The sequence below is a fragment of the Thiorhodococcus mannitoliphagus genome, assembly GCF_010915725.1.
Taxonomy (GTDB): Bacteria; Pseudomonadota; Gammaproteobacteria; order Chromatiales; family Chromatiaceae; genus Thiorhodococcus; species Thiorhodococcus mannitoliphagus.
This window is the reverse complement of record NZ_JAAIJR010000001.1, coordinates 96,655-108,326: the sequence shown is the minus strand read 5'-3', so window position 1 is coordinate 108,326 and position 11,672 is coordinate 96,655. Positions and strand designations below refer to the sequence as shown.

10 protein-coding genes are annotated in these 11,672 nt (G+C 66.9%); 7 read left to right on the top strand and 3 right to left on the bottom strand.

The annotated features are described in order from the left end of the window. Positions 1–125: 125 nt before the first annotated feature. On the bottom strand, positions 126–2,093 hold the full coding sequence (locus G3480_RS00470; protein WP_164651691.1) for a hydantoinase/oxoprolinase family protein: 1,968 nt from the start codon (positions 2,091–2,093) through the stop codon (positions 126–128). Between the two features lie 33 nt (positions 2,094–2,126). Further along, positions 2,127–4,586, bottom strand: a complete 2,460-nt coding sequence (locus tag G3480_RS00465) for a penicillin acylase family protein (protein ID WP_164651690.1) — start codon at positions 4,584–4,586, stop codon at positions 2,127–2,129. 71 nt (positions 4,587–4,657) lie between these two features. Here G3480_RS00465 and hemF point away from each other — a divergent pair, with 71 nt between their 5' ends. Both hemF and G3480_RS00455 read left to right on the top strand, forming a co-directional pair. Next, complete coding sequence (gene hemF, locus G3480_RS00460; protein ID WP_164651689.1) at positions 4,658–5,632, top strand: oxygen-dependent coproporphyrinogen oxidase; 975 nt, start codon at positions 4,658–4,660, stop codon at positions 5,630–5,632. Then, positions 5,629–6,669 carry a TIGR00341 family protein gene (locus G3480_RS00455; protein WP_164651688.1) on the top strand — a complete coding sequence of 347 codons (1,041 nt, stop codon included), beginning with the start codon at positions 5,629–5,631 and terminating at the stop codon, positions 6,667–6,669. The genes hemF and G3480_RS00455 overlap by 4 nt, the downstream gene beginning before the upstream one ends. A gap of 49 nt (positions 6,670–6,718) precedes the next feature. Here the strand turns inward: G3480_RS00455 and G3480_RS00450 are convergent, their stop codons facing one another. Beyond that, entirely contained in the window at positions 6,719–7,078 is a 360-nt protein-coding gene (locus tag G3480_RS00450; protein WP_164651687.1) for a thioredoxin family protein, read from the bottom strand. 148 nt (positions 7,079–7,226) lie between these two features. Between G3480_RS00450 and hemB the strand changes: the two genes are divergently transcribed. The 5 genes from hemB (at position 7,227) to G3480_RS00425 (ending at position 11,651) form a co-directional block, all read left to right on the top strand. Further along, positions 7,227–8,240 carry a porphobilinogen synthase gene (hemB, locus tag G3480_RS00445; RefSeq protein ID WP_164651686.1) on the top strand — a complete coding sequence of 338 codons (1,014 nt, stop codon included), beginning with the start codon at positions 7,227–7,229 and terminating at the stop codon, positions 8,238–8,240. 97 nt (positions 8,241–8,337) lie between these two features. After that, positions 8,338–9,159, top strand: a complete 822-nt coding sequence (aroE, locus tag G3480_RS00440; protein WP_164651685.1) for a shikimate dehydrogenase — start codon at positions 8,338–8,340, stop codon at positions 9,157–9,159. Positions 9,160–9,240: 81 nt separating this feature from the next. Continuing rightward, a complete protein-coding gene (locus G3480_RS00435; RefSeq protein ID WP_164651684.1) occupies positions 9,241–10,119 on the top strand; it encodes an NAD(P)-dependent oxidoreductase in 879 nt (292 codons plus the stop codon). A gap of 30 nt (positions 10,120–10,149) precedes the next feature. After that, entirely contained in the window at positions 10,150–10,839 is a 690-nt protein-coding gene (locus tag G3480_RS00430) for a hypothetical protein (protein WP_240905486.1), read from the top strand. Between the two features lie 413 nt (positions 10,840–11,252). After that, positions 11,253–11,651 (top strand): plasmid pRiA4b ORF-3 family protein, encoded by a 399-nt coding sequence (locus tag G3480_RS00425; protein ID WP_164651683.1) that lies wholly within the window; start codon positions 11,253–11,255, stop codon positions 11,649–11,651. Positions 11,652–11,672 lie beyond the last annotated feature (21 nt).

The window sequence follows — 11,672 nt, the reverse complement described above, 5'->3', positions numbered from 1 at the left end:
ACAGCCATGCTTAGTGTCTACCGATCTCCTCTTGAGTATAGTCGAGCCGCTGCTCCCGATTTCCAATCGCGATGCCCAACGCGTATCGGCCGCCCTCGCCTTGAAGGGAGCGATTGCGCCGGCGCTCAGTCCGTCACCTGGCTCAGGAGTAGATTCCCCCGGCGGTCGAGTCGCCCAGCCCAGCCGGGTGCCAACCAAGTCGTAGAGACGTCGTCGGCGATGATCGCCGGGCCGCTGATGCCAGCTCCGCGTGCAACGGCCGACCGGCTGATCACGCGGACCGGCACTTCACAGCCATAGGCAGACAAGACACGCGGGGGGTTTTCCCCACCTGCGGCTCGCAGCTCCGGCAATCGCAGCGCCGGAGCTGGCGCCCGAGCCCGGACCCGGAGATTGACCAGCTCCACGGGCAGCTCGAGGCGGTGGCCATAGGCGGCTTGATGACGCGCGTGAAAACCCTCGACGGCCGCCTCGACCGAGCGCCAGGGCAGATTCAGCGTGTGAGACTGGCCGCGATAACGCAGATCCAGTGAGCGCTCGATGCGGATGGCCTCCGGCTCCCAGCCCTCCCGGGCCAGCTCCGCGAGCGCCGCATCCGCAAGTGCTTGAAGGGCGTTGGAGACTTCCCGCTCGCCTAGCTCGGCGATCAGGCCCAAGTGCGTCTTGGTCAGGGTGCGGCCAGCTGGGGTGACGAGCATCCCCAGGGCGGAGAGGACACCTGCATGAACCGGCACCAGCGCCTGCGTCATGCCAAGGGCCTCCGCCAGGGCACAGACGTGCAGTCCGCCCGCGCCCCCGAAGGAGGTCAGCACGAAGTCGCGAGGATCCAGCCCGCGCTGGACGGAGATCACCCGCAGGGCGCGCGCCATGTGCTCGTTGGCGATCCGGACGATGCCCAGGGCCGTTTCCTCGACCGAGAGTGCGAGCTGGCTCGCCACGCCCCGGACGGCCTCACGCGCCGCGTCCACATCCAGCCGCATCCGCCCGCCCAAGAAGCCTTCCGGGTCCAGCCGACCCAGTACCAAATTGGCGTCCGTCACCGTTGGTCGAGCGCCGCCCCGGCCGTAGCAGGCCGGCCCTGGACTGGCCCCAGCGGACTCGGGGCCGACCAGCAGGATTCCGCCCGCGTCCACCTGAGCAAGGGATCCGCCGCCGGCGCCGATGGTGTGCATGTCGACCATGGGCAGGGCGATCGGGTAGCCGGCGATGCGCCCGGATGTGGTCAGGCGCGGCTCCCCGTCGATGAGGGCGACGTCGGTGGAAGTGCCGCCCATGTCGAAGCTCAGCAGGCGGGGCACGCAATCCTCGGCAGCGGCGGCAAAGGCCGCCCCCGCCAGTCCTCCGGCCGGCCCGGACAGCAAGAGGCGGGCGGCGTGACCTGCCGTCTGGTCGGCCGCGACCGCCTCGCCGCTACTCTGCATGACGGAGATCCGCGCGCCAGGCAGGCCAGCCGCCAGGCGCTCGAGATAGCCGGCGACGACCGGACCGACCCAGGCATTGATCCAGGTCGCGATGCCGCGCTCATACTCACCGGTCAGGGGCAGGACCTCGGACGAGCGGGAGACGAAGAGGTGGCCCGGCAAGGCATCCGCCAGGGCGCGCTCGGCGCTGTCGTCGAGATAGGAGAAGAGAAGATTGATCGCCACCGCCTCCGGCGCCAGCTCCTCGACCCGATCCTTGAAGGCGTCGAGATCCGCCTGCGTCAGCGGCTCGACCCAAGTGCCGTCGGCAGCCAGGCGTCCGCCTGTCTCGATACACAGCTCGCGCGGCACCGGCGGCTTTCGCGGCGGCGGCTGGAGATCGTAGAGGTCCGGGCGCGCCTGGCGGCCGATCGCAAGCACATCCTTCAGGCCCCGGTTGGCGACATAGAGCGTGCGCACGCCCTTGCCCTCCAGAACCGCGTTGGTGGCCACCGTGCTTCCGTGAACGACGGCCAGGTCGCGAGGATCCAAACCAAGCTCGGCGATCCCCTGCAGGATCGCCCGCTCTGGCGCATCCGGGGTCGAGAGGACCTTGTGAATACGGATCTCGCCGTCGCGCCAGAGCACGAAATCGGTAAAGGTGCCACCGGTATCGATGCCGATCAGAGTCATGCCAGTGAGGGTCGTAAGAGCGTCGTCGCGGGATCAGTCGTCCGGTGTCAGCAAGAGCTCGCCGATCATCCCCTCTGGAGAGGGTCCATTCCAAGGCCATGCATGGCCGCGAACGGCGAGCCAATCCTCGAGCTGATCACTGCGGTAGGGCGAGAAGACATGCCCGGATTGGCCGAGAGGCAGTGTGCCGCGCGTTTGGCTCCAGTCCGCCGGGGTCGCGACGACACGCATCGAGGCGATGAAGATGCCGCGCCAGGGATCCTGGGGCAACCCCTTGATGACGTCGACGGTGTCGGCGCTGCCGCCTACGGACACGGGTCCAACGCTGAAGAGCCGCCCGATCAGGGGCAGGCTATCGAAGGCGTGCGGAAAGGCGACACTGCGGAGGTTGCCCAGGGCAGCAAGCTCGCCCGCTTCCGCGCCCGAAGGCGCTGCGGCCATCGCGGCGGCTAGGCTGTTAAGCGCCCGCACCCAGATCTCCGCCGGCTGCTCCAGCGCGGGTGTCCGCACGTCGTCCCAGAAGCTCGATTCGCCGGTGCGCAGGGTTTCCTGGAGCGGACCGTAGTGCACGATCGCGAGTGACATGAGGGCGGGCAGATCCTCGCCCAGCTCGTCGCCGTAGAGCGCCTGGAACAAGGCCGGCTCCAGCATCTCGGCAACGACCGCCGAGCGACTCTCCGCAAGCATGGCGCCGTCCCAGCCCCGCAGATAGGTCTCGACCAACTCCCAAGCCTCCGCATCCAGTGCGCGGATCTCTGACTCCAATTCCAGCAGGGCATCGCGCAGCGCGCATGCCAGCAGACTGATGCGATCCCCTTGGATTCGCGCCATGTCCTCGACCCTGACGCCCGGGGTGTCTGCGAGCAGCGCGGCGATGCGCTGCGCGCGATGCGGTGAACTCCAGGCGTTGCTCACCGGCACGGGGTAGTCCGGCGCGGTGGAACGGTTATTGGCGGTGATCAGGACGCCGACCACAGGATCGACATAGGAAGGGTTCATCGCCTGCGGCATCACCCCCTGCCAAGCGTAGGCATCGAGCCAGCCCGGAAGGGGGAAGGCACCCGTCCCTTTGCCGCGCTTGGGCAGCAGCCCGGTCATCTGCCAAGCGATCCCGCCGTCGCGGTGCGCGAGCATGAGATTCGCCGCGACATGGCGCAGATCCAAACCCGCCGCCATGGCCTCCTTCAGCGTCCGTGCCTGGGACAGCCGACGCACCGCGCGGAAGCCGAGATCAGGCAGATCATGGCCCTGACGCAGCACCAAGAGGTCTTCGAGACCGGCATCCGGCAGGTCCATTTGGGTGCCCGTGACCTCCCCCAGAATGTCGTTGAGGACGACGCCACGACTGGTGCTGCGGATCGCAACCCGCACCGGCGGCCCATTCCTGACCGCGATGCTCTCCCAGCGGGTCTCGATCGGCTCGGGCGCTCGGCCAGTGCGCAACACCTGAGCGCCATCCTCCGTCGTCTGCTCGATGAAGACGTCTTGGGTATCCGCGATCACCGATGTGATCCCCCAGGCCAGATCCTGGTTGTGGCCGATGAGGACCAGAGGGACACCGGGCAACGCAGCCCCGGCGACATGGAGGTCAGGTGCGGTCAGCTCCAGCTCGTACCAGATGCTCGGCGTCGAGGCCGCCAGATGCGGATCATTGGCCAGGAGCGCCGCTCCCGTCGCGGACTTCAGACCGGACACCAGCCAGGCATTGCTCGCCGGGGCCTGCATCGGCAGGCCGAGCCGGCCCGGCAGACTGAAGAGCTGGTCCAGCCGCTCCAGATCCACCCCCGCGATGCGTGCGGAGCTGCGCTCCGCGAGGTAGCTGACCAGCTCGGGCTCGACGGCGGGCGCCGCCAGCCCCTCGTCGACCGGGAAGAGTTCGCGTGCCAGGCGAGGCCCGATGCGCTTCGCCAACCGCAGGAAGGTCAGCTCGCCACGCAGGTTGAAGGACTGGGTCCAGGCCATGTAGGCGCCGATCGCGAGACTGTCCACCGGCTGCCAGGGCTCGGGATCGAGGCGCGCAATGAGATACTCCAGCGGCAACCGCCCACCCGAGTGCTCGATGTAGGCGTTGACGCCCTCCGCATAGGCCTGCAGCAATGAACGCTCCAGGGGCTCGAGGGCCTCGAGGCTGCGCCGCGCCTCGGCGGCCAGCCCAAAGGTGCGAAAGAAGCGATCGACCGGCAGCACCTCTTGGCCGAACAGCTCGGCCAACTGGCCGGAGGCCAGCCGCCGCATCAGATCCATCTGCCAAAGTCGCTCGGACGCCACCACATAGCCCTGAGCGAACATGAGATCGGTCAGGTTGTCCGCCGCGATGCTGGGCACCGCATGGGGACCGAATCTCACGCGGACCGGCGCGGACAGCCCAGCCAAGGGCAGACTGCCTTGGTAGACGGGCTCGGCGCGCTTACCCAGCCAATAGACGCCGCCGCCCGCCGCAACGAGGAGCAGGAGCGAAATCGACAGCGTCCACGCGAGGACACGACGCAGCATGGCCTTAGCTACCTGATGACGACTTGGTTAAGATCGGGCCGCCATTGTCCCACCACAGAGGAGTCAACGCGATGCCGGCGCAGCCCGATTCGCAAGCCGTCAAAGCCTATCTGACGGATCTGCAAGAGCGCATTACCAACGCGCTGCGTGCCACCGACGGCGGCGCCGGCTTCAGACAAGACAGCTGGGAGCGCCCCGGCGGCGGGGGAGGGCGCACCCGCATCATGCAAAACGGCATGGTCTTCGAGCGCTGCGGCATCAGCTTCTCGCACGTGCACGGAACTCAGCTCCCGCCATCCGCCAGCGCGCAACGGCCCGAACTCGCCGGGCGCAGCTTCGAGGCCATGGGCGTTTCCCTGGTCGCCCACCCGCAGAACCCCTATGTGCCCTCCTCGCATCTCAATGTGCGCTACTTCGTCGCCGAGAAGGCGGATGCGGATCCGGTCTGGTGGTTCGGCGGCGGCTTCGACCTGACCCCTTACTATGGCTTCGACGAAGACGTGCTCCACTGGCACCGCAACGCGCGCGAGACCTGCGCACCCTTCGGAGCGGATCTGTATCCGCGCTTGAAGCAGTGGTGTGACGAGTATTTCTATCTCAAGCACCGCAACGAGCCCCGAGGCGTTGGCGGGCTCTTCTTCGACGACTTCGACCAGGGCGGATTCGACCATGCCTTCGCCCTGATGCGCAGCGTGGGCGACCACTACCTTCCCGGCTATCTGCCGATCGTCAACCGCCGCTGGGCCAAGTCCTACGGCGACCGCGAGCGCGCCTTCCAGAAATACCGCCGCGGCCGCTACGTCGAGTTCAATCTGGTGTTCGACCGCGGCACCCTGTTCGGGCTCCAATCCGGTGGTCGAACCGAGTCGATTCTCATGTCCATGCCGCCCGAGGTGAGCTGGCGATACGACTATCATCCCGAGCCGGGCACACCCGAGGCTGCGCTCTACGAGCGTTTCCTGGTCGTTAAGGATTGGCTGGCGGGGGAGGGCGATGATCAACGGCCCAGTGCGCCCGGCCAGCCGAAGAATGGAGACTCAGGATGAAGTACGTTGAGGTCATCGCAAACGCCGGAAGCGCAGATACGATCGCGGAGGCGGCGACGCAGGCCAAGGCCTCGGACTTCCGGCTTGGCGTCGTGGGCGAGGACGGCATGCAGCAGATGCGCATGCTGGTGAGCGACAGCCGTCTGCAGCGCCTACTGGATATCCTGCAAAGCATCCTCGGCGCGCAGCCGACGGCCCGAATCGTCGTCCTCCCGGTGGAGGTCTCCATCCCTCAGCCCGACGAGGGCGAGCGCAAGGAGGAGGACTCCGCCACGGCGGCACGGGAGTCGCTGTACGAAGGCGTCGAAAAGAGCGCGCGGCTGGATGGCAACTATGCGCTGCTGGTCGTGCTCTCGACGGTGGTCGCCGCGATCGGCTTGATCGAGGACAACGTCGCGGTCGTCATCGGCGCCATGGTGATCGCCCCCCTGTTGGGACCGAATCTCGCGTTGAGCCTAGGGACGGCACTGGGCGATATCGGGCTCATGAAGAAGGCGGTCGCGACCCTCTCTTTCGGCATCGTCGTGGCCGTCGCGCTCTCGGCAGCGCTCGCCTATCTCTGGCCCAGCGCCCTCACCAGTGACGAAGTGCTCGCGCGCACCAGCGCTGGCCTGGAATCGGTCGCGCTCGCGCTGGCCTCGGGCGCCGCCGCGGCGCTGTCGCTGACGACCGGTCTCTCCAGTGTCCTGGTCGGCGTCATGGTCGCCGTGGCACTGCTGCCGCCGGCCGCGACACTTGGCCTGATGCTCGGCGATGGACGCTTCGACCTCGCCAGCGGCGCTGGTCTGCTGCTGGCCGTCAACGTGGTTTGCGTGAATCTGGCGAGCAAGATCGTCTTCTTCACGAAGGGCGTCAGCCCGCGCAAGTGGCTCGAAAAGGAGAAGGCGAAACGGGCGATGGTGACCTATGTGTTGGTGTGGGTGCTCACCTTGCTCGTACTCATCGCCGTCATCCTGAAACGCGACGCACTCCTCCCGCAAGACCTCGACCAGGCCATTGAGGAGCATGTGCAGCAGCCCTTGGAGCGGGCCTATTGATGCTTGGCCTGCGCGCTGAACTCAGACTTGCGTCCTTCGCGTCCCCAGCTCAGCGCAGATGTTCCTGCAGCCATTCGTTGATGTGATGGCGGGAGCGCGCACCGCTGAAACGCCCGCGCTCCTCGCCTTGCTGAAAGAGGATCACCGTGGGAAAGCCGCGCACCTTGTAGCGGCCGGCGACGCGCATGTTCTCACCCTCGTCGACTTCCAGTTTGGCGAGCAGGAGACGGCCGTCGTGCTCCTCGATGACACGCTTCAGATGCGGTGTCAGGGCATGGCAGGGGCCGCACCAATCGGCCCAGAAATCCACCAAGATGGGGTGCGCATGGGAGGCCTCGATCACCTCGGCCTGGAAGCGGTCGTGGTCGGTGTCGAAGATGTGTGGATCGGGGTGGGAAACCTGCAGCATATTGGGGTCCGGAAGTTGATAGCAGACCGGATCTTAGCCCGAAAACGCGCTTCGACTGGAGCGCGCACGATGGCTGCGCTATTTTAATGGGTTTGAAGCGCCGGGATGGTCCCGGACGCGCCGGATCCACTCCGAGGCCCCTCGACCCATGGCTGACCTTGATACGCCCCGTTCCTCCTATCCCGTGACCCGCATGCGCCGGATGCGTCGCGACGACTTCTCGCGTCGCATGATGCGCGAGACGACGCTGACCCCGGACGACCTCATCTACCCGGTCTTCGTGCTCGAGGGCTCCGGGGAGCGCGAGGCCGTGGCATCCATGCCGGGCGTCGAGCGGCTGAGTATCGACCTGCTGGTCGAAGAGGCGCGCGCGGTCCAACGCATGGGCATTCCAGCCATGGCGCTCTTCCCAGTGACGCCCCTGTCGGCCAAGTCGCTCGATGCCGCCGAGGCCTTCAATCCGGGCGGGCTGGCCCAGCGCGCCGTGCGCGCCCTCAAGGATGCCGTTCCCGAGCTGGGGATCATGACCGACGTCGCGCTCGATCCCTTCACCACACATGGTCAGGACGGGCTCATCGACGAGGCCGGCTATGTCATGAACGACCCCACGGTCGAGGTCCTGGTCCGCCAGGCGCTGTCCCATGCCGAGGCGGGTGCCGACATCGTCGCCCCCTCGGACATGATGGACGGCCGCATCGGCGCCGTGCGTGCCGCACTGGAGGCCGAAGGACACATCCACACACGCATCTTGGCCTATTCCGCCAAGTACGCCTCAAGCTACTACGGTCCCTTCCGCGACGCAGTCGGCTCGGCCGCGAACCTCGGCGGCGGCAACAAGTACACCTATCAGATGGACCCGGCCAACTCGGACGAGGCCATCCACGAGGTCGCCCTGGATCTCGAAGAAGGCGCGGACATGGTCATGGTCAAGCCCGGCATGCCCTACCTGGACATCGTCCGCCGCATCAAGGACCAGTTCGGCGCGCCGACCTTCGTCTATCACGTCAGCGGCGAGTACGCCATGCTCAAGGCCGCGAGCCAGAACGGCTGGCTGGACGAGAAGGCGGTCGTGCTGGAGGCGATGGTTTCGATGAAGCGCGCCGGTGCTGACGGCGTGCTCACCTATTACGCGAAGGACATCGCCCGCTGGCTCGCCGAGTAGGCATCGCGCGGCAAGGGATTGCCGCACCCCGAATCCGGCTGCGGTCGAGCCGCGCGCCCCTCCGATCCTGAAAACCGACACCTGGCAACGCCCCTCCATGGCCGACCAATACGCCGTCATCGGCAACCCCATCGCCCACAGCAAGTCACCGGCCATCCACGCCGAGTTCGCCCGCCAGACCGGACAGGATCTGGAGTACGGCCGCATCCTCGGCAGCCTGGACGACTTCGCGGCCGACGTCAGGCAATTCATCACCCAAGGCGGGCGCGGGCTCAACGTCACCGTGCCCTTCAAGGAGCAGGCCTGGGCCCTCGCCGACGAACGCAGCGCCAGGGCCGAGACCGCGGGCGCGGTCAACACGCTCATCCGGCTCGAAGACGGCAGGCTGCGAGGCGACAACACGGACGGCGTCGGTCTGGTGCGCGACCTCAGCGCGAATCACGGCTTCGACTTCAGCAACGCCAGCGTCCTACTGCTCGGCGCTGGCGGCGCATCACGCGGGGTACTGGTGCCACTCCTCGAGACCGGACTGGCGGAGCTGGTCATCGCCAACCGCACCGCATCCAAGGCCGTCGATCTGGCCGCGCTCGCCGCCCCACTCGGCGCCGTCGTCGGATGTGGCCTGGACGCGCTTGCGGGAAGGCATTTCGACCTCATCATCAATGCCACATCGGCCGGCCTGAGTGACAGCGTCCCGGACATCCCGGACGACTGTCTGCGCAATGACGGCTGGACCTACGACATGCTCTACGGCGACCGGCCCACCGCCTTCTGCCGCTGGGGCCAGGATCACGGTGCCGCTCGCGCCCTGGACGGCCTGGGAATGCTGGTCGAGCAGGCGGCCGAGTCCTTCCGGCTATGGCGCGACGTCCGCCCCGAGACAGCAAGCGTCATCCAATTGCTGCGCGGCGTTCGTTAGCCTCAGCGCTGCGACCGATCGCGAAGCCCGTGCCGGCATGCGGCAGGCCGCCTTTCCATGACAGACTCGGGAGTCGAAGCGATGAAGACCGCAGTGCTGGGTTTAGGATTGATGGGCGCGGAGATCGCCTTGCGCCTGAAGCGCCAGGGACGAGAGATCCGCTGCTGGAATCGCGGCGCGGAGCGGTCCGAGGCGGCGCGCGAGCGCGGACTCGACACCTGCTCGACCGCGGCCGAGGCCATCTCGGAGTCAGCGCTGACGCTCCTGCTGCTGAGCGATGCCGACGCCATTCGCGCAACGCTGTTCGAGAGCGGAGACGCGGACGCCCTCGACGGTCGCATCCTCGTCCAGATGGGGACCATCGCCCCGCGCGAGAGCCGCGAGATCGCCGGGCGCGTCGCTGCTCAGGGCGGCGAATATCTCGAGGCACCGGTGCTCGGCAGCCTGCCCGAGGCCCGCGAAGGCCGACTCATCCTCATGGCGGGCGGCGACCCCGACCTCTTCGAGCGCTGCCTCCCAGTCTTCAAAGACCTGAGTCGCGACCCCCAGCGCATCGGTGAGATCGGGCAGGGCGCGGCCATGAAGCTCGCCATGAATCAGCTGATCGCCGGCCTGACCGCCACCTTCGCGCTCAGTCTCGGACTGGTGCGCCGCGAAGGAATCGATGTCGAGCAGTTCATGACCCTGCTCCGAGACAGCGCGCTCTACGCCAAGACCTTCGACAAGAAGCTGGACAACTACCTGAGCCACGCTTATGGCGCGGCCAACTTCCCGCTCAAGCACCTGCTCAAGGACGTGCGCCTGTTCAAGCAGGTCGCCGAAGAGAGCTTTCTGAACACGGCCCTCATCAGCGCGCTCGAAGACAGGTGCCGGCAAGCCGAGGAGTTGGGGTTTGGCGACCAAGACTACTCGGCCCTCTACGAGGCCTTCTGTCCCGACCCCAACGACACTTCCTCCTGAGACGCAATCCCCTCCTGAGACGCAATCCCAATGCTGGATCTTCCCTTTACACAGCAGCCCGGCTGGCGCGAGCGCCACCTCAAGCGCAAACATAGAAACCCGCTCTTCGCCTGGCCGCCAGAGGCCGTCGCACCGGAACGACTCTTGGAGGCGCAACGGGCCGACCATGAGGAAATGGAGGCCTTCGGCGAGCGCTTTCGCGCCCTCGTCCAGCGCGCCGTGGACCTGCCACCCGATGCCGGCAGCGAAGACGTCATGGCGCTCAAGGGCGACCTCGAGCAGCACTACGAGCAGTCCTACGGTCTGCCTGAAGACCATACCCAAGAGCGCCAAGCCATCCGCAAGCTGGTCGATCTCATTGCCAAGGCCGTGCGGCTCGCAGCTGGCGAAGACCCGCTTGCGCATCGGGAGCTAGCGGACGCGGAAGAGGCCAGAGCCATCCATCGGCGGCTGCTCGAGCAACCCCTGGTCGCCGACCTGCTGCGTCCGGACTCGCCCATCACCCCCGAGGAGCTGGCGCCCACACTGCTGAGCGCATCGCCCACCGAGGTCGAAGCGGCCATCGAACTCTTCGATGCGGATCAAATCGCCCAGATCGCCGAAGCGGGAGCCCTGCTCGCCGATGATCGGGCCTCCAAGGGCGTCGACATGACGCAAGCCTTGGATCGGCTGGCCCTGATCCTGACGCGATTGAAGACGGACTACCCTCAGGCGCATTAGAGCGAGCATCGGCGGCGCGACCGCCAGGGCGGCTAACGCGAGCGCAGATCAAGAAGGGCAAAGTCCGCGCTCTGAGCCCGAGCACAACCTCGGCGTCCGACGGACGTGCCCATCTTGCAAAACGCTGAGCCAGTATGATGGGCACGCCCCTCGCCCCGCAGGACTCTTGAACAAAGCATGCCTATCCGGTTGCCTCCCACACCATGCCGTGGGTCCCGCAATGCGGCCAGAGGAAGCGACCGCATGATTTGGACGCTGAGCACCTCTGGCTCCCACGCTCCGGCGTGGGAGCAAGTCGCGACGCTCCAGCGTCGCGTCACGCCACGGGCCGCTGGAGCGGCCGGACTGCATTCCCACGCTGGAGCGCGGGAACGAGAGCCGGTCGGCGCCAAGGTCCCCCAGGAACCGACCCCATGATCTGGACACTCGACATCAAACTCATCCGCGGTCGCTGGGCGACCGGGGATTGGTCCGCAACCATCGCCATCGACGCCGCCGCGACGCTGGACGATCTGCATCTGTTCATCCAGCGGACCCTCGACTTCGACAACGATCACCTCTCCGACTTCTTCGTCGCCCGAACGCCCACGAGTGCGAAGCGCACTCGCTGCCGCTTCGACGCGACCCTGGAGGACCTGTTCCCGCTGCCCAAGGGCCACAAGCTCTTCTATCTGTTCGACTACGGCGACAACTGGCTCTTCCAGATCGGCCGAACCCGCAAGAAGCCCTTCGAGCCCGAGCCGGATAGCGAGTATCTGCGTCTGATCAGTGAGCAGGGCGAGAAGCCCCGGCAGTATCCCGCGTTTGACTGAGCAGTCGAGCTTTGCTCCCCA

Coding starts and splice junctions, on each gene's coding strand:
- G3480_RS00470 (WP_164651691.1), bottom strand. CDS start 2,093: ATGACTCTGATCGGCATCGATACCGGTGGCACCTTTACCGATTTCGTG.
- G3480_RS00465 (WP_164651690.1), bottom strand. CDS start 4,586: ATGCTGCGTCGTGTCCTCGCGTGGACGCTGTCGATTTCGCTCCTGCTC.
- hemF (WP_164651689.1), top strand. CDS start 4,658: ATGCCGGCGCAGCCCGATTCGCAAGCCGTCAAAGCCTATCTGACGGAT.
- G3480_RS00455 (WP_164651688.1), top strand. CDS start 5,629: ATGAAGTACGTTGAGGTCATCGCAAACGCCGGAAGCGCAGATACGATC.
- G3480_RS00450 (WP_164651687.1), bottom strand. CDS start 7,078: ATGCTGCAGGTTTCCCACCCCGATCCACACATCTTCGACACCGACCAC.
- hemB (WP_164651686.1), top strand. CDS start 7,227: ATGGCTGACCTTGATACGCCCCGTTCCTCCTATCCCGTGACCCGCATG.
- aroE (WP_164651685.1), top strand. CDS start 8,338: ATGGCCGACCAATACGCCGTCATCGGCAACCCCATCGCCCACAGCAAG.
- G3480_RS00435 (WP_164651684.1), top strand. CDS start 9,241: ATGAAGACCGCAGTGCTGGGTTTAGGATTGATGGGCGCGGAGATCGCC.
- G3480_RS00430 (WP_240905486.1), top strand. CDS start 10,150: ATGCTGGATCTTCCCTTTACACAGCAGCCCGGCTGGCGCGAGCGCCAC.
- G3480_RS00425 (WP_164651683.1), top strand. CDS start 11,253: ATGATCTGGACACTCGACATCAAACTCATCCGCGGTCGCTGGGCGACC.